The organism is Bacillus ndiopicus (genome assembly GCF_000612805.1).
Taxonomy (GTDB): Bacteria; Bacillota; Bacilli; order Bacillales_A; family Planococcaceae; genus Metasolibacillus; species Metasolibacillus ndiopicus.
Genome location: NZ_HG964406.1, coordinates 22,256 through 41,978, shown reverse-complemented (window position 1 = coordinate 41,978; position 19,723 = coordinate 22,256). Strand labels below are relative to the sequence as shown.

Genomic DNA, 19,723 nt, shown 5'->3' with positions numbered 1-19,723 from the left:
TTTCTTCTGTTGACTAGTAATTGAAAATTCGAACTAATAAAATTATAACATAGCAAAATGTGGGTGAGTAGAATAAGGGTATTCAGGATAATTGTTACATAAATCTTTCAATCTCTTTTTGAGATTTTATCGTGACAACTTTATCATGAAATGGCTGTAAACGTTCTTCAATTTTCCATTGGCCTGCTGTTTCATAGTGTTTATTCCATTTGTACATATTGCGTAGCATGCTTAATGTTGGCTTATAATTAGATTTCTCTAGTTTAAGAACTTGCTTGAGGAATCGTTTATTAATGCGCCATAGTCTTGTAAAATAGGAGGGCTGTAAAAAAATAATATAATCTGCTTGCTCAAAAAGAGGTGTTACCCAATGTTGGTAATGTGCACCTTCGGTAATCCATTCACTTTGCTGCAGCACTTGCTGGATAATTTGAGAAATAGCTTCATCAGAGCGGCGTATATCACCATTAGGGTGGCGTTTCCACACGATGTTATCAAGCTCGCTATAGCCTATTTTATGTTTATTTGCTAGCAGCTTTGCTAAAGTGGATTTGCCACTCCCAACACTGCCGATAATATGGATTTTTTTCTTCAACTTACATCATTCCTTTAATGGTTTAAGTGGTTGTAGCATAGAGCCTTTAAATCGTGATGGCCATCTTTCTGCTCATGCTCTCTAAACCTAAGTGTTTGTAAAAATCAATTGCGTTTTTATTGAATTCCCAAACATTTAATTCTATAGATGTAACATTCATAGTTTTTGCCCAATTGACACAAGCTGTAAAGAGCAATTTTCCAACACCTTGTTTTTGCACATTCTTTTTTACACCAAAATCATGAATATAAGCATATTGACGTTGAATTAAGGAATCGAAAGGCGGTGAGGATTCAACACTGATTACAGCAAAGCCAATAATAGATTCTTGGTTTTTAGCAAGCAAAACTGTGCTATTTGAACTTTCAAGTAACTCTCTATAATAAGCTTCTGGCATAACAGAAGCTACATTCTTAAAAACAGTTGGAACTTCTTTGGCATGCTCTTCATGTCCCTCTTTTACAAGATTATTTACAGCATGGTAATCTTCTGATGTAGCAATACAAATAGTAATCATAAGTTCATCTCCGCTGATTAGAATTTTACCCAATTATATCATAATCAATGGAATGATTTTCATTGTTGACATATAACCAAAAGGTGTTATATATTTATGACACCTTTTGGTTATACTTTAAATAAAAAGGAGTTAGAACAATGACACAAGATATTATCAAAACAGTTTTATTAAATGCCCCAATTGCAAAGGTATGGGACACTGTATCGACTGCGGAAGGTATTGGCGCATGGTTGATGCCGAATGATTTTCAAGCAATTGAAGGACATCATTTTACGATTCAGTCACCATTCGGGCCTTCTCCATGTAAAGTAGAAAAAGTGAATGCTCCACATTTTTTACGATTCGCTTGGGATGAAGACGGTTGGTATGTAACATTTGAGTTGAAGGAGATAGGGGAACAAACAGAGTTTACTTTAACACACGGCGGTTGGAAAGAAGCAGGACATATTGTGCCAAAAGCAAATATGTCTGTTGAAGCAGTGCGTCAAAATATGGATGGTGGCTGGACAGCTATTGTTGGTAAGAAATTAAAAGAAGTAGTGGAGGCATAATGGCACAGCCCGCTGAGAAATATGATGTATTTCAAGCCATAGCTGATCCAACAAGACGTCGTATTTTACAATTGCTAGTACATGGTAATCAGCCGATTACTTATATTTCCTCACAATTTATAATGAGTCGAACAGCTGTTGTGAAGCATTTGAATGTGCTCGAGCAAGCACAGCTTGTAGTTGCCGAGAAAAAAGGGCGAGAAAAAATATATACACTTCATGTAGAAGGTCTAAAGGAAATCGAGGATTGGCTCCAGTACTTTGAACTGTTTTGGGATAATAAGCTATTACAGCTTCAACGTATAGTGGAAGAGTAAATAGGAGATGGGATTTATTTTACTTGAATAGGTCTAAAGTAATGATTCGCCCGATTCGCAAGTGAATTCGCCCGAAAGCTGAAAAATTAGCAAAATCAACTCAAAAAGCGCAAGAAATCAACCTTTAAAATTGATTTCTTGCGCTTATTATAGTTTAATATCAGTCTTTTTCAATTAGTGCGAAATAGTTGTTTTCACTATCCGCGAAATTAAATAATTTGCCTGCAGGAATTGTGATTAAATCGCCAACAGTAATGCCTTTTGCCTTAAACTTTTCGTATAATGCTTCAACATTTTCTGCATAGAACATAATTGATGGCGTTCCTAAGTTCAACTCAGGCTGCATTTGTGCAATCAAAGCTTTATTATGCAGAACGAAGGAAGTTTGTACATCTTTTGAAGGAGCAATCTCAATCATACGCATACCATGATTTTCTTCATCCTTTAATACAACGAAGCCGATTTTTTCTGTCCAAAACTTTACCGCTTCATCTTGGTCATTCACATAAAGCATAATTTGTCCAATTTGATGAATCATCTAATTCCTCCTAATCAATTCATTGCATTAATTATACCGCAAGTGGTTTTCTACGGATAGAAAAATACTTAATGAATTAATAATAAATCGAATGTTCCCGATTTTTATATTAACCCTCAGTGCATAAGCTTGAATAGGTAAATAAATTGTCGAGTGTAGTGTGGTTTTTTATTTTACTTCAATTTGAAGATGGATATAAAAGTATGTTGAGGCTGCTGTATGACCGAAAATTATAACAAAGCAGACCTTTGAACAAAAAAGCGAGATAGATTATGATAGGGACAGAGATTAAGTAAGGAGGCTTAGCATTGGATGTATTAAATGTTTTAGATAAACTTGATCAAATTGAAATATTGTTTGAGCCTATATATAGTGCGGATGAACATAGTGTAGCTGCATATGAAGTACTTGGGCAGTTGGACGAAAATATTAATTTAACGATGTTTTCAAATAGTGAAGAAATTCCAGAGGAAATTCGTGCAGAAATTGAGCAGCTTGTCATTCGCGAGACATTGCAAATCGTAGGTGACAAAATAAATGATGTTGATTTATATATACCGTGTAATCCCAATTTATTAATGCTTGATTTCGGTGAAAGCTATTTTACTTTATTAAAAGAAATGCTGCCAGAGCATTTATTATCAAATATTGTACTTGTTATTAGTGAACATCAGTATAAAGGGAATATAGAGCAATTACACCATGTAGTGAAATATATGAAAACATACGGTGTCAAAATAGCGCTTAACGATATTGGGCCACATAGTAACTTGAACCATATTCTTTTGTTAGAGCCCTATGTATTAAAAATGAAAGTCGAGCAATTAGATTATAACCATTGGAGTGCACAAAATCATGTTTTTTCAACGCTTCGTGCATTAGCTTTAAAAATTGGCGCATCCTTATTAGTGAGTAATGTGGACGCTGTTTATCAATTGCAGCATGGTTGGAAAAATGGTGCACGCTTTTACAAAGGAGCTTATTTAGAGCTACCTTTAAAGGATTTTATTGCGCGTGACACACTGAAGTCTCGTTTTCACGATGAATGTAAACAATTTATTATGACGGAAAAGAAACTGCTAGAACAAAAATATGATGCAATCAAAACATTAGAAAGAAAAATTATTGCGGCAGTTGAACAAATTGAGCCGATAAGTGCAAATATCGATAGCTTATTACAGTTAGCTGAAAAGCTACGTCCATATATTTTCCGTTTATATATTTGTGATGGAGAAGGATTCCAAACAACGCCAAATATTATGCTAGTAGAAGGAAGTTGGAAGATTCAGCAGGAGGCAATTCGCAAAAACTGGAGCTGGCGACCTTACTTCTTACAAAATTTAATTAAGATGCGACATGACGGTCAAAGTAAGCTTTCCGAAACATACAGCGATATTGAAACCGCAGAACTGACTAGAACATATTCAATGGCATTGCCTCAAAATGAATTTTTATTTGTAGATATATCGTACGATTATTTATACGAAAATAATATTGTGAGTTAGTCAAATAAATAAGCTTTCGGATTAATTAACTTAAGAAAAAGCGAGTCAAGCTTAAACCAAAAACCTCTCTCAAAAACTATGGCATCTGTTGGGGATTTTAGGGTATTACTATACAAGAATGTGATAAAATTTCCAAAATCAGTGGGTGGTAGAACACTCACTGATTTAAGATAAAATACTTTCCTTTTAAGGTGTTGAAATTGTAGCATAAAAGGGCTAATATAGTAGGGAGAGATTTTTGTCGAAAATATGTCGACCTAGCGTAAGTATTTGTGAAGTATATTGTACTTCTTTTTTATTTGCCTTGCGCTAGTATAATACAATTAAAGGGGTTTTGATTTCAGTGAAAAGACCGACAATTTTAGTATTAGGCGCGGGCTATGGTGGATTAACAACAGCTGTTAATCTACAAAAAATGCTTAGTGGTGAGCAAGCGGAAATTATTTTAGTTAATAAAAATGATTACCACTATGAAACAACTTGGTTACATGAGGTAGGAGCTGGTACAATTTCACCAGAAGCCGCACGTTATCCAATTGCAAAAGTGCTTAACAACAATGTTCGCTTTGTACAAGCTACTGTAGAAAACATTGATGTAAATGAGCGTAAAGTGCAAACATCTGCTGGTGAAATGACGTATGACTACCTAGTTTTAGGCTTAGGATTTGAAGGTGAAACTTTCGGTATCCCTGGCTTAGATAAATATGCTCTATCATTAGCAAACTTAAATGCTGCACGTCAAATTCGTGAGCATATCGAATATCAATTCGCTTCATGGTCATTAGATGAAGTGAAGGATGATAGCAAGCTAACAATTATTGTTGGTGGTGCAGGATTTACTGGTATCGAACTTTTAGGTGAGCTTGGCAACCGTGTTCCAGAGCTTTGTAAAGAGTTTGATATCCCACAAGAAAAAGTTCGTGTACTATGTGTTGAAGCGGCACCAATGGTTTTACCAGGCTTCGATCCAAACCTAGTAGAATATGCTAAAGCTCAATTAGCGAAAAAAGGTATCGAGTTCTCTATCGGTACGCCTGTTGTTGAAGCAACAGAAGAGGGCGTTAACATTAAAAAAGGTGAAGATGAGTTTGAATTCGTAAAAGCAGGTACAGTAATTTGGGCTGCTGGTGTACGTGGTAACAAGCTTGTTGAAACATCTGGTATTGAATCAAACCGTGCACGTATCGCTGTGCGTAAAGATATGCGTGCGCCAGGCTTCGATGATGTATTCGTAGTAGGTGACTGTGCGTTCCTATTAAATGAAGAGGCTGGACGTCCGTACCCACCAACTGCACAAATCGCAATGCAACAAGCAGTAACAATTGCTAAAAACATTAAGCATTTAATGAATGGTGAAGATACAGAAACATTCGTATACGATGATAAAGGTGCTGTATGCTCTTTAGGTCATGATGATGCGATTGCCAATGCATTAAACCGCAAAATGACGGGTAAAACTGCATCTGCACTGAAAAAAGTTGTAGATAACCGTGCGCTATACTTAGTAGGTGGCGTAGGTTTAACAGTGAAAAAAGGTAAATTTAAATTTATTTAATTGAATTAGCTGTCGAGAAATCTGGGCATCAGTCCACTTTCTCGACAGCTTTTTGCAATTTAATTTGAAATACATATATAGCTACAACCTAAAAGCCCCCTTTTCTTATTAAATGGAAGAAGCTTATAATAGTACATAGGAAAGGGGAATGAGCATGACAAAAGAGCGTGGGAAAGTATGGTTAGGTGTCGCGGCAGTTATAGAAAATAATGCCGGGGAATGGCTTGTAGTAGAAAAATCATATGGTGGATTAAAAGGATGCTGGTCTTTACCTGCGGGCTTTGTGCAGCAGGCTGAAACAGCAGATATGGCTGCTCAGCGTGAGGTAAAGGAAGAGACGGGAATTGACTGCACTATTCAAGGGCTTATTGGTTTTCGAACAGGCGTTATTCGAGAGGACATAAGCGATAATATGGCAATTTTTTATGGCAAAGCAACAACTGAGAGTATTCAAATCCAAGAAGATGAGATTGTTGCAGCACATTGGATAGCACCAGAAAAGCTAGCAAAGGATACAAAGTCGTCTGTAATGCTTACTGAAATATCTGCATATCATGTAAAACAGCATCAGCTAGGCTTATGGACAGATATTGATCCAGGAAAAGTATTTGGCTATACTACGTATCATTTATACTTTAATAATTTTGAGGATAATAAATGATTGAATTATCCGTTTATATGCTGGAGCGCATTGGGATCATTGTTATTTTTGCATTTTTAATCTCAAAATGGCGACCGTTTCAAAGTATATTATATAGAGAGCAAAATACCTCATCAAAGCTAATACTTATTTTTGTCTTCGGTATATTAGGTATTATAAGTAGCTATTTAGGTATTCGCATTGATAATGGAATTATAAGTGCAAACATTGTGAGAATACAAGTTGAAGAAACAGCTGCGATTGCTAACACTAGGCTTGTAGGAGTTGCGATTGCAGGGATTTTCGGTGGACCAGCAGTGGGGATTGGTGCTGGTTTAATCGCCGGAGTGCATCGTATTTCTCTTGGAGGCTATACAGCTATTGCTTGTGGTATTTCAACAATTTTAGCGGGGATTATTACAGGTTTTTTAGGGCGTAAGCTACGCGTTGAAAAAACCTTTTCATATCGACATGCAATGGGTATTGGTATATTAGCAGAATGCTTGCAAATGCTAGTCATTTTGTTGATTGCTCGCCCTTTTGATATGGCATTGAATTTAGTGCAAATTATCGCATTACCGATGATTTTTATGAATGCGTTCGGTATTTTTTTATTTTGTCTTATTATTAAAACATCCATCGCTGAGGAGCAACGTACTAAGGCAACACAAACACATGAGGCATTTCATATAGCACAAAAAACCGTTATCCATTTTAGACAAGGGTTGAATGAAGAATCTTGCCATCAGGCTGCTGAAATTATCAAAGAGGCTACAGGTGTAGTAGCAGTTGCGATTACGGATCAGCATGGCATTTTAGCACATGTTGGCGAAGGTGCAGATCATCATTTAACAAATCAAAAAATTATGACCAAGCTAACGTATGATGTATTGGAGCATGGCAAAATTATTAAAGCTACGAAAAAGGGTGAAATTAATTGCCCTCACAAGGATTGTAAATTGCAGGCAGCACTCGTTTTACCGTTACAAGTACATCAACAGACGGTAGGAACGTTAAAAATGTATTTTACAGATGGTGCTCATATTACTGCCGTAGAGGAGGAATTAGCTGAAGGATTAAGTAAATTATTTTCTACTCAACTAGAATATGCGGAGGTAGAAAATCAGCGGAAATTATTAAGAGATGCTGAAATTAAAGCTTTACAAGCACAAATTCATCCTCATTTTTTCTTTAATAGTATAAATGCAATTTCAAGCTTGATTCGTACTGACCAAGAGCAGGCACGACATTTATTATTACAGCTTGCTTCTTTTTTCAGAAGCAATATGCAGGGTGCGCGTCAAATGCGCATTCCACTAGAAAAGGAAATAGAGCATATTGAAGCATATTTAACAATTGAACAAGCGCGTTTTCCAAATAAATATACGGTGAAGTTTGATATTGATGAGCGCTTTTTAACAGTGCTTGTGCCACCTTTTACGCTACAGCCGCTCGTTGAAAATGCGATACATCATGGCTTTAAAAAGCTTAAAAATGGTCAAATAAGCATAACAGCGAAAAAAAATGTAAATATGCTTGAAATTATTGTAGCTGATAACGGTTGCGGTATTGAAAAGGAAAAGCTAGCTTTACTAGGCAATCAAGTGATAGATTCACCTCATGGGACAGGGACTGCATTATGGAATATAACAGAGCGTTTAAAAGAGATTTACAATTACCGTGGAAAGGTAGAGTTTAAAAGTAAAGAAAATAAAGGGACAATGGTGAAGGTTTTTGTTCCTATAGATGACTAGGTGATAAAAATGTATAAAGTATTCGTTATTGACGACGAGCCTTTAGCGCGTGATGAATTGAAATATTTATTGTCGCAATTTTCGGAAATTGAAGTGGTGGGTGAGTCGGAAGATTTACAGCAAGTGCTAGAGGACAATTTAATAGAGGAAATTGATTGTTTATTTTTAGATATAGAGCTCTCCGATAAAAATGGGATAGAGCTAGCGAAAGAGTTATTGCGACGGGAGGAAAAGCCTTTAATCGTATTTGCTACTGCCTATGATGATTATGCGATTGATGCATTTAATATGAATGCCTTTGATTATATTTTAAAGCCATTTGAACAACAGCGAATCGAGCAAACTGTTCTCAAATTAATGACAATGACAAAGAAAAGTGAACGTAAGGAACCGGCGGTGAAAGAAAAAATAAAACAAATGGGGAAAATTGCTGTTTCTAATGAGGATCGTGTTGCGCTTATTAAATTACAGGATGTACTGTATTTCACATCAGAAGAAAGTAAAACGAAAGTAATTACAGAAAATAAATGCTATAGTAGCGCAGAATCGTTAATCATGCTAGAAAAAAAGCTAAGCCCAAATTTTATACGTATTCATCGTGCATTTTTAATCAATTTAGAGCATTTGCAGGAGCTTGAATCATGGGGAACCTCGAAATATAACGTTATTTTACAAGGTGGACATGTTGTGCCTGTGAGCCGTATGTATGTAAAGGAAATCCGAAAAATATTTGAAACATAATATGCATTTTAACATCAGATTTTGACACCTTAACAGATTATTCTGACATTTTAATGTGATTTTATCCAAATTTCTTATCTTTTTGCTAAGCTTGTAAAAAGAATTAATAAAGGGGGATGAAGTTCAGTATGAATGCGATTTCAATCGTTATAGGAGCAGTCTGTATTTTAGTGATTGCGTATCGTCTTTACGGTTATTTCTTTACAAAAAAAGTTTTAAAAATTAATGAAAATGAGCCTACACCAGCACATAAATTAAATGATGGGCAGGATTATGTACCCACCAACAAATGGGTCGCGTTTGGGCACCATTTTGCGGCGATTGCTGCAGCGGGTCCGTTAGTTGGGCCTGTTTTAGCAGCGCAGTTTGGTTATTTACCTGGTCTTTTATGGCTGTTAATCGGAGCGGTAATAGGTGGTGCGGTACATGATGCGGTAGTATTATTCGCTTCCATGCGTCGTGGTGGTAAATCGCTCTCTGAAGTAATGAAAGAGGAGCTTGGACCTGTAGCAGGATTTTGTACGGGCCTAGCAATGCTTTTCATTATTACAATTACAATGGCTGGATTATCAATGGTTGTGCTTGGTGCACTTGAAAGAAACCCTTGGGGAACATTTGCTGTAGCAATTACTGTTCCAATTGCTATGCTTGTAGGGATTGCATACAAGAAAACGGGTAATTTACTCGTAACATCAACAATAGGATTTATTTTATTAATGATTGGTGTTTTCATAGGACCAAGTATTCAAGGTACTTGGTTAGGTGATTTATTAACATTAGAGCGTCAAACATTGGCACTTATTTTACCTATTTATGCTTTCTTTGCAGCAGCATTGCCGGTCTGGCTATTGCTTGCTCCTCGCGATTATTTAAGCAGCTTTATGAAAATCGGTGTATTTATCGCGTTAATTATTGGGGTATTTATTGTTAATCCAGCAATCGAATTCCCTGCAATTATTCCTGATTTCTTGGGTGGGGGCGGCCCTGTTGTAGCAGGTCCAGTCTGGCCATTCGTTTCGATTACAATAGCCTGTGGTGCTATCTCAGGCTTCCATGCCTTTGTTGGTTCAGGCACTACGCCAAAAATGATTGATAAGTGGGAAGATATTCGTGTTGTTGGCTTTGGTGCTATGTTAGTAGAATGTTTAGTTGGTATTATGGCGCTAATTGCTGCAACTTCTTTACATCCGGGAGATTATTTTGCAATTAACTCTGCACCAGCAGTGTTTGCCACACTTGGTATGGATACGGTCAATTTAGCAGCGCTATCAGAGCAAATTGGCATGGATTTAGAAGGGCGTACTGGTGGAGCTGTTACATTAGCAGTCGGTATGACATATATTTTCACGGGAATTAAGTGGTTCTCAGAGTTAAGTTCCTATTTCTATCAATTTGTCATTATGTTTGAGGCAGTGTTCATTTTAACGGCAATTGATGCTGGAACGCGTGTTGCTCGTTATTTGATTCAGGATTTCCTAGGTGGAGCTTATAAGCCGTTAAAGAAAACAGATTGGCTACCAGGTAATATTTTTGCCTCAGCGCTGGCCTGTTTCATGTGGGGCTACCTTCTTTATTCAGGAGATATTAGCTCTGTTTGGGCCTTATTCGGTGTATCAAATCAGCTAATGGCATCTATCGGTTTAGTGTGTGGTGCAACAATTATTTTAAAAATGGCAGACAAACGCATTTATGTTTTAACCTGTATGATACCATTGGCATATTTATATGTTACAGTAAACGTCGGTGCATACTGGATGGTTAAAAATGTGTACTGGAACTCAGCGGCAGGTGGCTATAACGTATTAAACGGTATTTTATCGATTATTATGGTGATATTAGGGCTAATTATCGTTGTGACAGCGGCGCGTAAATGGAAGGACTTATGGAACAGCCCGCGCTTCGTAAATGGCAAGGCAGTCGACTCCATGTAATCGTGAACAAGCTGTGTCAAAATGTTTTTGATTTTGACACGGCTTTTTGCTGTCAGATGACTTAACATTGAAAGGATTTCTGTAATCATGTAAACTTGATGAAGAGAATATCGGAGGTTTACATAATGACAGTTTCAATTCCAGAATTAATTATTTCAACATTATTGTTTTTAGTGATGTTTTTCGGCATCGGCTTTTTATTAAATATGCTGCTAAGAATGACATGGTTAATGGCAGTGGTGTATCCAGTTATTGTTGTCTTTATTATTGATGAAGTAAGCTTTTTAGATTATATTTTTAAACCAGGCACAGCGTTTCCTGCACTAGTAGATAGGTTTTTATCGTTGCAGCTAGCAGATATTATTATTTTATCAGGTGGCTTTGCTGGAGCGATTATTGCGGGAATTGTCATGATTTTATTACGTAAAAACGGCTATCGGATGTTTTAGTAAAAAGCTGATGAGAAAGGTATATCTTTCTCATCAGCTTTTTAGATATACAGCCATTTTAAATAAACTGATAGACAACGATGCTCAGAATAATACCAGACAGTGCGCCAATTGCTACCTCGCTTTTTTTATGACCAAGCAATGTTTTTAAATCCTCAATTTTTTGTTCTTCATTTAATTCAGGCCAACGTTTAATTTCACGGAAAAAGCGTTGTAAATCATGGCGGATTTCATTTAACGCCGCTGCATGTCGCCCTGCTTGAAAACGGACATGGCTTGCATCATACATAACGATTCCTGCTAACATTGCTGCTACGGCAAAAATAGGTGAATTGAAGCCTGTTTCAAAGCCGACTGCGGTTGCGATGCTTGCTACTGCAGCAGAATGTGAGCTCGGCATCCCACCAGTTGATGTGAGCAAGCTCCATTCGACTTTTTTTGTCGCCAAAAAATAAATCGGGACTTTTAAAAATTGCGCAAGTAAAATAGCAAAAATACCGATTAAAAGCGGGGTGTTCTGTAAAAGCTCCATCGTTCACCGTACCTTTCCATTTGTCTAATATCCATAGCTAAAGTATAACATATTTGCGAATATTAAAAAAAAGCAAATATTTCGCTATTCGAATAATTATGATATTGTATAATAGAGCTATTAAATAATTGGAGGAAGTATATAATGAATATCGCAAAACAAACAACAACATTAGAGCAAGTAGCAACAGAAGTATTAATCGTTGGTGTACAGAAGCACCGCGAACAAATGAGCAATTGGTCAGCATTGCCGACAGCTTTTGGTGAACATATCAATGAGTGGTTAACTAATGGAGAAATTTCATCTGAAGCGAAAGCGATTACAAAGCTACCTGTTGCAGGAGAAAAAGTACAACATATTTTATTTGTAGGTCTAGGAGAAGGGAAAAGCTTAACAGCAGAAGTGTTACGTAACGCTTTTGGTTTAGTTGGAAAGCAATTAAAAAAATCCAAAAAGATGGCTTATACAATTTGGTTAGAATCCTTTACAACAGAAAATATTACGGAAGAGGAAGTGGCTTTTTTAGCTGGAGAAGGTATTAACTTAGGCTTCTATACAGTAAAGCACTACAAAACAACATCAAATGAGGCAGACACATATTTAGATGCTGTGCATTTTGTAGCTGCTGGCTCTATTGAAGATATCGCTACAAATTATGAAGTAGGACATATTTACGCAGATGCTACAAATGAAGCGCGTACATTAGTAAATACACCACCAAACTTATTAACAGCCACGGATTTAGCAAATTATGCTGAGGAGCTTGGCAAACAATACGGCTTTGAAGTAGAAATTTTAAACAAAGCACAGATGGAAGAGCTAGGTATGGGGGCTATTCTAAGCGTTAACAAAGGCTCTGTACAAGAGCCACGTATGATTACATTAAAGTACAAAGCAACAGAGAATTGGGAAGATGTTGTCGCATTAGTAGGGAAAGGTGTAACTTACGATACGGGCGGATATTCATTAAAGCCTCGTGAAGGTATGGTTGGCATGAAAGGCGATATGGGCGGCGCAGCAGCAGTTTTAGGTGCAATGAAAATTATTGGTGAAACACGCCCTAATAAAAACGTTATGGCAGTTGTTGGTGCGACAGATAATATGGTTTCTGGTGAAGCGTTAAAGCCAGATGATGTGATTACAACTTTAAGTGGAAAAACGGTAGAAGTGTTTAATACGGATGCGGAAGGTCGTCTTGTGTTAGCGGATGCAGTAACTTATGCGAAGCAGCAAGGTGCAAAATATTTAATTGATGTAGCTACTTTAACAGGTGGCGTAATTGTTGCATTAGGGAATGATAAAACAGGTGCATTAACGAACAATGAAGCGTTCTTCGAAAGCTTTATGGAAGCGACTGTTGATACAAATGAATTTGTATGGCGCTTACCACTTACAGAAAACGATAAAAAACGCATTCGTAACTCTGAATTTGCTGATTTAAATAATTCTCCTGGACGCGATGGTCATATGATTTTCGGTGGTGGCTTTGTTGGAGAATTTGCTGAGGATACGCCATGGATTCACTTAGACATCGCTGGTACATCAGATAGTAGCGCTGTGCATGACCTTGGTCCAAAGGGTGGTACAGGCGTAATGGTACGTACTTTAGCTAGCTTTATTGAGCAATTAGCAGAGGAAAAATAAGCTATTTAATTAAGAGACTAGAGTTGTCCGAAAAGCAGGCTTGCGTGCCGCTTTTCGGACAATTTTTTTACTGTCTTATTGAAATATTAATTCTCTAAAGAATGTAAGCATCGATAACATTTACTTTTAATTAAAAATGAATAAGTAGAGCTGAATTTTTCTTTGTTTCAAAGCTGATTCGACTTTCTGGACAAGCCATAGCCTCTGCTTCTATGTATTACTTGTTGCTTGAAAATGACTTTTCAAACATGTCCTTTGTCACCTTTTCCTAAACCTTTGTCATATAGTAAAGCAAAGGAGGAGTTTGTATGTTTCCATTTTTTCCATTCGGTGCGCCTTTTTTAGGAGGGTTTCTAGGTAGCTTTTTAGGCAATCAATTTTTCCCATATCGACGTTATCCATATTACCCGCCATATCCACCATATCCACCATATCCGCCATACCCACCAAGGTTTTATCCGCCATATCGACGTGGATATTAAAGAGTGTATTGTTGATGAATGAGAAGATTTATTGAATAAGCAAAAAAGGTTTTCTGCATTTTTTAGTTAAATGCTAATTCCTTATATTTTAAAAGTGCAAAAGGTAAAGGAAAGCGGATGACTAATTGCTTTCCTTTACCCTTTAGTCTTGTATATTTTGCTCTTTTTTCATACGCTCAATTTCAGGCTTTAAATCATCACGGATTGTACCCGACCATGGTTTTACACCTGCAATATAGGAAGAGCGGCTCATAATATGTCCACCAACAGGGCCTGTCATAAAAATGAACAAAATTCCTAGCAATATACGTGGATTAAAATGATTTTCAATTAACCAAAAGTGAAAAAATACACCGATTAAAACACTCATTACACCTAATGTTGCACTTTTGGATGCAGCATGTGCACGCGTATATAAATCTGGAAGTCGGAACAAACCGACAGCCGCTACTGCAATAAAAATTACACCTACTGAGATAAAGAGAACAACTAATGTATTAGCGAGAACTGTCACGTTCAATAATGTCTCCTTTCTCAATAAATTTAGAAAATGCTACAGTACCAATAAATGATAAAATTGCGAGCAATAAAATAATATCTAAATAAAAACTCGTATCGACCATAATCGAAAACATCCCGATTAATGCCATAAGAGAAACGCCTATTGAGTCGAGCGCAACAACACGATCGGAAGGGTTTGGCCCTTTAATTAGGCGATAAATAACTAAAATCATTGATAACATCACGATGACAATTGAACCCCAAATAAAATATATCATGTACGGCTCACCTCCAAAATCGCTTTTTCAAAGGAGTTGCGAATCGAATCGATTGTTTCATCAACATCCTTCGCATCAATCGCATGAATATATAAGCTTTTCGCATCATCTGATACATGGACAACAACAGTACCAGGTGTTAATGTAATTAAGCTAGATAAGAGGGTAATTTCCCATTCCTCAGTCAATGTCGTATCATATTTAAAAAAGGCAGGCTGCATATCAAGAGTAGGCTTTAATACAACACGTAATACGGCTACATTGGCTAATACGAGCTCCTTGAAAAATAGAAAAGTTAATTTAATAAAAGCCCAAACACGCCCTGTATATAGCCGCCCATTAAAGAAACGACGCATTAAAAGAACCGCAGCTAGACCAAGCAAATAGCCAATAATAAAGCCGCTAGCTGTAAAATTATTACCTAGGAACATCCATAATAGGGCAAGTGAAAAGTTTAATAATATTTGAAATGCCATTAAGGTTGCGCTCCTTTCATTACCGCTTCAATATAGATAGAAGGGTTTGTTAATACACGTGCAGCGCTATCCATAAACGGTGTTACCCATTCAGAGCCAACACCATAAGCAATTGAAATGACAACTAAAATAACAGTAGGGTAGTATAGTTGCTTATAAGTTTTTTCCTGAATTTGTACAGTTTGTCCTTCTTCTCCCCAAAATGCATAAAGGAAAATGCGAATAACTGAAAGTAAAACAATTAAGCTTGATGCCAAAATGAAAATACTACTCCACGTATTGCCCGCAGCAAAGCCGCCTTGCACAATTAATAATTTTCCAACAAAACCGCTTAAAGGAGGAATACCTGCTAAGCCGAATGCTGCAATTAAATAAAACCATCCAAGTGAAGGATATTTTCTCATTAGACCGCCCATTTTGCGTAAATCGCTTGTTCCAGTAATGTAAACGATGATTCCAACAAGCATAAATAGCGCCGCTTTAATAATCATATCGTGTACTAAATAGAACATTGCACCTTCTAAACCATCAAAATTCATTTGTGCAACACCGAATAAAATAACGCCGACTGCGATAACGATGTTATAAATAATAATTTGTTTCACATCAAAATGTGCTAAAGCTCCTATACAGCCTGCAATAATTGTTAATACAGCAAAAATTAATAACATTTGATGTGTAAAGGCGATATCATGTACGAAAAACAACGTATATGTACGCATAATTGCATATACCCCAACCTTTGTTAAGAGTGCACCAAACAATGCTAGGACAGGGATTGGTGGAGCGGCATACGAGCTAGGTAACCAGAAGTAAAGTGGGAAAATGGCTGCCTTCAAGCCAAATACCATTAAAAATAGTACTGCAATCGTCGTAATAATACCGGGTTGATTAATTGCTGTAATTTTCATCGCAATATCTGCCATGCTTAATGTGCCGATAATTGAATACAAATAAGCTACTGTAATAACAAATAATGCAGAAGAAATAATATTTACTAAAATATATTGAATCGACTCACGTAATTGCTTTTTCTCTCCACCAAGCACAATCAGTAAATAAGAAGACATTAATAATACTTCAAAAAATACGAACATATTAAAAATATCGCCTGTTGTAAAGGCGCCATTTACGCCTGTTAAAATAAACATAACACCCGGATAGTAAAAGAAATGCTCGCGCTCCTTACCAATAGAGCCGAAACTGTACCAAGTAATAAAAAATGTTAACAATAACGATGTTAGTACAAGCAATGTCGATACACCATCAGCTACCATTGTAATTCCATATGGCGCAGGCCAATCACCGAAAGTGACTGATTGAATGCCATCACGTTGTACTTTTAGCATAACGAATAAGGCACATATTGTTGCAACACCTAATGAAATAAGTGAAATTGTGCGCTGTAAATAAATGTTTTTCTGGAAAAAAATCAGTATCATCCCAGTGAAAAACGTTATTAATATAGGAAACAGAAGGAAGTTAATCATCTATACCACTTCCTTTCATCGCCGTTGTATCATCTGTTTTAAGCTCTTGATACGCACGATATGCAAGAACTAAAATAAAGGCTGTTACTCCAAATGAAATAACAATTGCTGTTAATATAAGCGCTTGAGGTATCGGATCAGCAAAATCTGATACGCCTTCAGCTAAAACAGGAGGAGCAGTACCACCGAGACCACCCATTGTTAAAATAAGCAGATGTGCTCCGTGGCTAAGCAAGCCTGTTCCAATAATAATGCGCAGCAAGCTACGCGATAATATTAAATATATGGCAGCCATAAATAAGAAGCCACATACAAATGCCATTACAATCTCCATTATTCATCCTCCCCGATTGTTTGAATAATGGTCATCGTTACACCTACAACAACCAAAAATACACCTAAATCAAATAGAGCAGCTGTATGTAATGATGTTTTACCGAACAGCGGCAAATTGAAATAATCGAAAAAATGTGTGAAAAAAGGCTTGCCAACAAAAATAGGGAACGCAGCAGTAGCTAAAGCTAAAATAAGCCCTGTTGCTGTCATATACATATAATTAATTGGCAAAATCTTGCGCACTGTTTTTAAATCAAATGCAATAACGAGTAGCACGATGGCACTAGACGTCAATAAACCGCCTACGAAGCCACCACCTGGTGTATAATGCCCTGCAAAGAAAATATGGATAGAGAAGAAGAAAATAATGAAAAATACGATTTTTGCTGTAAACTGCAAAATAAGATCATTTGTTTTAAGCTTAGTTACTTTCATTTTATCTTCTCCTTTCTGCTTAAGCGCAATTTAATCATTGCGTAAATCCCCATACCTGCAAGACCAAGCACCGTAATTTCGAACAATGTATCAAAGCCACGATAGTCTACTAAAATAACATTGACGATATTTCCACCACCAGCTTCGGTGTAAACAGTATCTTTATAATATTTATTAATAGACTCTACTAATTTTTGTGAATGAGCAGATAAAGCTAACAGTGTTACCATTGCTCCAATACCAATAGAAACGGCTAATCGTCTAAAGCGGAAAGGTGTATACTCCTGCATCTTTCCTAAACGTGGCAAATGGTAAAATACAAGTAAAAATAATGCTACTGAAATAGTTTCTATAACAAGCTGTGTTAAAGCTAAGTCTGGCGCATTGAACATAACGAAAAACAATGCGACTGTATAACCAACTGCACCTAACCCAACAATTGCGGTAATACGCGACCTAGCAATTAAAGTTGTTAATGTGCCTAATACAAGTACGATAATTAAAATTAATTGATACAATTCTATTGGCGCTGCACCTTTAAATGATATTCTAAATGCATCTTTATAAAATAAAGTTCCGATGACAATAAAGCAAATTGCCGCAAACATATACATTAAGTAATGACGCACAGAACCGTGCATAATATGCTTTGATAAATTTGTCATACCGCGATTTAAAACGCCATCCATTATAAAATCATAAAGTGCATTGAAAGAAAGCTTAGCAGGTTGTACACGGTAAAGTTTTTGCCATTTTCCTAATGTTGTAAATAAAATAGCACCAACCACAAAAATACAAACTGTTAGCCATAATTCAGGTGACTTAAAGCCATGCCATGCCTCAACTGTAATATCAATCATCCCAGGACTAGATGATAAAAACGGGTCCTGATATAAAAATGGCTGAATTGCGAAAACAGCAGGCTTAATAAATACGTCGCCAACTAAATTTGGAATAAAGAAAATAATGACAACAAGCACTGCTAAAATCATTGGTGCAATAAGCATGCCAATTGGTGCTTCATGTGGCTTTTGTGGTAGTTCAGAAGCTTGTAATTTCCCTGTAAATGTTTTAAAGACAAAATAGAAGCTATAAACAAATGTGAAAACACTTGCAACTACTGCTACGATAAGAAGCAAAATACCCCATGTACTAAATTCGAATAATTCGAAATCTTTCAATGTGAGCATAGCTGTTAAAAACATCTCTTTACTTAAAAATCCATTAAATGGTGGTAAGCCAGCCATAGATAAACTACCGATTAAAGCAACAGTAAAGCTAAGAGGCATTATACTCATAAGTCCGCCAAGCTTTCTTATATCACGTGTACCTGTTTCATGGTCAACAATACCAGCAATCATAAATAAGCTACCTTTAAAAGTTGCATGGTTGATTAAATGAAAAATCGCTGCAAAGGCTGCATATTTAAACATTGTATTTGCTGCATCCTCTACATGATAGGCAATCGCACTAGCCCCTAATAAAGCCATGATTAAGCCTAATTGACTGACGGTTGAAAAGGCTAAAATACCTTTTAAATCAGTTTGCTTTACTGCAAATAGAGAACCCCATAAAAGTGTGAGAAGACCGATGCCTGTTACAAGCCAAACCCAAACTTCAGATGCAGCGAAAATTGGTGTGAAGCGAGCAACTAAATAGATTCCGGCCTTTACCATTGTAGCAGAGTGTAAATAAGCACTTACTGGTGTAGGCGCTTCCATGGCATCTGGCAACCAAATGTAAAATGGGAATTGTGCAGACTTTGTAAAAGCACCTAGTAAAATCAGAACAAGTGCTAAAACAAAATATTGCTCGTCCATTAGCTGTGGAGCTTGAGCAATTAACTCACGGATGGAATATGTGCCACCCATTAAAGCTAAAAGTACAAAGCCACCTAGCATAAACAAGCCACCTGCCACAGTAATCATCATTGATTTTAAAGCACCAAAACGCGATTTATCACGTTGGAACCAATAACCAATTAATAAAAACGAAGAAATGGATGTGAGCTCCCAAAATAAATACAATGTAATCATATGATCGGACTGTACAACACCAAGCATAGCAGTCATAAACATTAATAAATAAATATAAAAATTATGTAGCTGCTCCTTCGTTTTATCTAAATAAAAAATTGAATAGAGCACAACAAGTGTACCAATTCCTGTGATTAATAAAGAAAATAGTAAGCTAAGTCCATCTAAATATGAGATGAAGGAAATATTTAAAGATGGAATCCAATTAAAAGAAGCAAGAACATCATTTCCTTTCATTACCCGGGAAATAAATGTTACATAATAACTAACAAGTAGAAGAGGCACAATTAGTACAAACCAGCCTGTATGTATAGTTCGAACATGACGGAATAATAATGGAATAAAGATGGCTGCGAATAAAGGAATAAAAATCGCTAAAACTTGCATCAATTAAAATCCTCCTTTCATAACGTTGTA

Annotated in this window: 22 protein-coding genes; 11 read left to right on the top strand and 11 right to left on the bottom strand. The window is 36.6% G+C overall.

What is annotated here, in order from left to right:
• Positions 1 to 94 precede the first annotated feature (94 nt).
• Both TY13_RS11680 and TY13_RS11675 read right to left on the bottom strand, forming a co-directional pair.
• Positions 95 to 595 (bottom strand): ATP-binding cassette domain-containing protein, encoded by a 501-nt coding sequence (locus tag TY13_RS11680; RefSeq protein ID WP_042476060.1) that lies wholly within the window; start codon positions 593 to 595, stop codon positions 95 to 97.
• 46 nt (positions 596 to 641) lie between these two features.
• Entirely contained in the window at positions 642 to 1,112 is a 471-nt protein-coding gene (locus TY13_RS11675) for a GNAT family N-acetyltransferase (RefSeq protein ID WP_042476058.1), read from the bottom strand.
• Positions 1,113 to 1,252: 140 nt separating this feature from the next.
• Between TY13_RS11675 and TY13_RS11670 the strand changes: the two genes are divergently transcribed.
• Together TY13_RS11670 and TY13_RS11665 are read left to right on the top strand one after the other, a co-directional pair.
• Positions 1,253 to 1,666 carry an SRPBCC family protein gene (locus tag TY13_RS11670; RefSeq protein WP_042476055.1) on the top strand — a complete coding sequence of 138 codons (414 nt, stop codon included), beginning with the start codon at positions 1,253 to 1,255 and terminating at the stop codon, positions 1,664 to 1,666.
• Positions 1,666 to 1,983, top strand: coding sequence for an ArsR/SmtB family transcription factor (locus TY13_RS11665; protein WP_042476052.1), 318 nt, complete (start codon positions 1,666 to 1,668; stop codon positions 1,981 to 1,983). Before TY13_RS11670 ends, TY13_RS11665 begins: the two co-directional genes overlap by 1 nt.
• 160 nt (positions 1,984 to 2,143) lie before the next feature.
• Here TY13_RS11665 and TY13_RS11660 read toward each other — a convergent pair whose 3' ends face one another.
• The gene (locus TY13_RS11660) at positions 2,144 to 2,521 is read right to left on the bottom strand and encodes a VOC family protein (protein WP_042476049.1); all 378 of its coding nucleotides are present in this window, start codon (positions 2,519 to 2,521) and stop codon (positions 2,144 to 2,146) included.
• A 308-nt stretch (positions 2,522 to 2,829) separates the two neighbouring features.
• On the opposite strand from TY13_RS11660, the gene TY13_RS11655 reads away from it, so the two are divergent.
• The 7 genes from TY13_RS11655 (at position 2,830) to TY13_RS11625 (ending at position 11,096) form a co-directional block, all read left to right on the top strand.
• Complete coding sequence (locus tag TY13_RS11655) at positions 2,830 to 4,026, top strand: EAL-associated domain-containing protein (RefSeq protein ID WP_042476047.1); 1,197 nt, start codon at positions 2,830 to 2,832, stop codon at positions 4,024 to 4,026.
• 343 nt (positions 4,027 to 4,369) lie between these two features.
• Positions 4,370 to 5,581 (top strand): NAD(P)/FAD-dependent oxidoreductase, encoded by a 1,212-nt coding sequence (locus TY13_RS11650; protein ID WP_042476044.1) that lies wholly within the window; start codon positions 4,370 to 4,372, stop codon positions 5,579 to 5,581.
• 154 nt (positions 5,582 to 5,735) lie between these two features.
• Positions 5,736 to 6,242: an NUDIX domain-containing protein gene (locus TY13_RS11645; protein ID WP_042476041.1), complete on the top strand. Its 507-nt coding sequence runs from the start codon at positions 5,736 to 5,738 to the stop codon at positions 6,240 to 6,242.
• Complete coding sequence (locus tag TY13_RS11640; RefSeq protein ID WP_042476039.1) at positions 6,239 to 7,975, top strand: sensor histidine kinase; 1,737 nt, start codon at positions 6,239 to 6,241, stop codon at positions 7,973 to 7,975. Before TY13_RS11645 ends, TY13_RS11640 begins: the two co-directional genes overlap by 4 nt.
• Before the next feature lie 9 nt (positions 7,976 to 7,984).
• Positions 7,985 to 8,716 carry a LytR/AlgR family response regulator transcription factor gene (locus TY13_RS11635; protein ID WP_042476037.1) on the top strand — a complete coding sequence of 244 codons (732 nt, stop codon included), beginning with the start codon at positions 7,985 to 7,987 and terminating at the stop codon, positions 8,714 to 8,716.
• Between the two features lie 128 nt (positions 8,717 to 8,844).
• Positions 8,845 to 10,647 (top strand): carbon starvation CstA family protein, encoded by a 1,803-nt coding sequence (locus tag TY13_RS11630; protein WP_042476033.1) that lies wholly within the window; start codon positions 8,845 to 8,847, stop codon positions 10,645 to 10,647.
• Between the two features lie 125 nt (positions 10,648 to 10,772).
• Positions 10,773 to 11,096 (top strand): YuiB family protein, encoded by a 324-nt coding sequence (locus TY13_RS11625; protein ID WP_042476030.1) that lies wholly within the window; start codon positions 10,773 to 10,775, stop codon positions 11,094 to 11,096.
• A 58-nt stretch (positions 11,097 to 11,154) separates the two neighbouring features.
• Here the strand turns inward: TY13_RS11625 and TY13_RS11620 are convergent, their stop codons facing one another.
• Positions 11,155 to 11,628 (bottom strand): divergent PAP2 family protein, encoded by a 474-nt coding sequence (locus tag TY13_RS11620; protein WP_074432963.1) that lies wholly within the window; start codon positions 11,626 to 11,628, stop codon positions 11,155 to 11,157.
• A gap of 144 nt (positions 11,629 to 11,772) precedes the next feature.
• Between TY13_RS11620 and TY13_RS11615 the strand changes: the two genes are divergently transcribed.
• Together TY13_RS11615 and TY13_RS20875 are read left to right on the top strand one after the other, a co-directional pair.
• Positions 11,773 to 13,272: a leucyl aminopeptidase gene (locus TY13_RS11615; protein WP_042476028.1), complete on the top strand. Its 1,500-nt coding sequence runs from the start codon at positions 11,773 to 11,775 to the stop codon at positions 13,270 to 13,272.
• A 308-nt stretch (positions 13,273 to 13,580) separates the two neighbouring features.
• Entirely contained in the window at positions 13,581 to 13,754 is a 174-nt protein-coding gene (locus TY13_RS20875; protein WP_195891693.1) for a hypothetical protein, read from the top strand.
• Positions 13,755 to 13,896: 142 nt separating this feature from the next.
• On the opposite strand, the gene mnhG is transcribed toward TY13_RS20875, so the two are convergent.
• The 7 genes from mnhG to TY13_RS11580 are packed head-to-tail and all read right to left on the bottom strand — an operon-like array spanning position 13,897 to position 19,696.
• Positions 13,897 to 14,268: a monovalent cation/H(+) antiporter subunit G gene (gene mnhG, locus TY13_RS11610; protein ID WP_042476025.1), complete on the bottom strand. Its 372-nt coding sequence runs from the start codon at positions 14,266 to 14,268 to the stop codon at positions 13,897 to 13,899.
• Positions 14,252 to 14,533 carry a Na(+)/H(+) antiporter subunit F1 gene (locus TY13_RS11605; RefSeq protein ID WP_042476022.1) on the bottom strand — a complete coding sequence of 94 codons (282 nt, stop codon included), beginning with the start codon at positions 14,531 to 14,533 and terminating at the stop codon, positions 14,252 to 14,254. The genes mnhG and TY13_RS11605 overlap by 17 nt, the downstream gene beginning before the upstream one ends.
• On the bottom strand, positions 14,530 to 15,009 hold the full coding sequence (locus TY13_RS11600) for a Na+/H+ antiporter subunit E (RefSeq protein ID WP_042476017.1): 480 nt from the start codon (positions 15,007 to 15,009) through the stop codon (positions 14,530 to 14,532). Before TY13_RS11600 ends, TY13_RS11605 begins: the two co-directional genes overlap by 4 nt.
• The gene (locus TY13_RS11595; RefSeq protein WP_042476014.1) at positions 15,009 to 16,499 is read right to left on the bottom strand and encodes a Na+/H+ antiporter subunit D; all 1,491 of its coding nucleotides are present in this window, start codon (positions 16,497 to 16,499) and stop codon (positions 15,009 to 15,011) included. Before TY13_RS11595 ends, TY13_RS11600 begins: the two co-directional genes overlap by 1 nt.
• Complete coding sequence (locus TY13_RS11590; protein WP_042476011.1) at positions 16,492 to 16,833, bottom strand: Na(+)/H(+) antiporter subunit C; 342 nt, start codon at positions 16,831 to 16,833, stop codon at positions 16,492 to 16,494. The genes TY13_RS11595 and TY13_RS11590 overlap by 8 nt, the downstream gene beginning before the upstream one ends.
• Entirely contained in the window at positions 16,833 to 17,270 is a 438-nt protein-coding gene (locus tag TY13_RS11585) for a Na(+)/H(+) antiporter subunit B (protein WP_042476008.1), read from the bottom strand. Before TY13_RS11585 ends, TY13_RS11590 begins: the two co-directional genes overlap by 1 nt.
• A complete protein-coding gene (locus tag TY13_RS11580; protein ID WP_154661598.1) occupies positions 17,267 to 19,696 on the bottom strand; it encodes a Na+/H+ antiporter subunit A in 2,430 nt (809 codons plus the stop codon). Before TY13_RS11580 ends, TY13_RS11585 begins: the two co-directional genes overlap by 4 nt.
• Positions 19,697 to 19,723 lie beyond the last annotated feature (27 nt).

Bases quoted from the DNA above. Each gene is read 5' to 3' on its own strand.
- TY13_RS11670 (WP_042476055.1), top strand. From the start codon at position 1,253: ATGACACAAGATATTATCAAAACAGTTTTATTAAATGCCCCAATTGCA.
- TY13_RS11660 (WP_042476049.1), bottom strand. From the start codon at position 2,521: ATGATTCATCAAATTGGACAAATTATGCTTTATGTGAATGACCAAGAT.
- TY13_RS11645 (WP_042476041.1), top strand. From the start codon at position 5,736: ATGACAAAAGAGCGTGGGAAAGTATGGTTAGGTGTCGCGGCAGTTATA.
- TY13_RS11595 (WP_042476014.1), bottom strand. From the start codon at position 16,499: ATGATTAACTTCCTTCTGTTTCCTATATTAATAACGTTTTTCACTGGG.
- TY13_RS11665 (WP_042476052.1), top strand. From the start codon at position 1,666: ATGGCACAGCCCGCTGAGAAATATGATGTATTTCAAGCCATAGCTGAT.
- TY13_RS20875 (WP_195891693.1), top strand. From the start codon at position 13,581: ATGTTTCCATTTTTTCCATTCGGTGCGCCTTTTTTAGGAGGGTTTCTA.
- TY13_RS11600 (WP_042476017.1), bottom strand. From the start codon at position 15,009: ATGGCATTTCAAATATTATTAAACTTTTCACTTGCCCTATTATGGATG.
- TY13_RS11605 (WP_042476022.1), bottom strand. From the start codon at position 14,533: ATGATATATTTTATTTGGGGTTCAATTGTCATCGTGATGTTATCAATG.
- TY13_RS11625 (WP_042476030.1), top strand. From the start codon at position 10,773: ATGACAGTTTCAATTCCAGAATTAATTATTTCAACATTATTGTTTTTA.
- TY13_RS11585 (WP_042476008.1), bottom strand. From the start codon at position 17,270: ATGAAAGTAACTAAGCTTAAAACAAATGATCTTATTTTGCAGTTTACA.
- TY13_RS11675 (WP_042476058.1), bottom strand. From the start codon at position 1,112: ATGATTACTATTTGTATTGCTACATCAGAAGATTACCATGCTGTAAAT.
- TY13_RS11615 (WP_042476028.1), top strand. From the start codon at position 11,773: ATGAATATCGCAAAACAAACAACAACATTAGAGCAAGTAGCAACAGAA.
- TY13_RS11620 (WP_074432963.1), bottom strand. From the start codon at position 11,628: ATGGAGCTTTTACAGAACACCCCGCTTTTAATCGGTATTTTTGCTATT.
- TY13_RS11630 (WP_042476033.1), top strand. From the start codon at position 8,845: ATGAATGCGATTTCAATCGTTATAGGAGCAGTCTGTATTTTAGTGATT.
- TY13_RS11635 (WP_042476037.1), top strand. From the start codon at position 7,985: ATGTATAAAGTATTCGTTATTGACGACGAGCCTTTAGCGCGTGATGAA.
- TY13_RS11640 (WP_042476039.1), top strand. From the start codon at position 6,239: ATGATTGAATTATCCGTTTATATGCTGGAGCGCATTGGGATCATTGTT.
- TY13_RS11590 (WP_042476011.1), bottom strand. From the start codon at position 16,833: ATGGAGATTGTAATGGCATTTGTATGTGGCTTCTTATTTATGGCTGCC.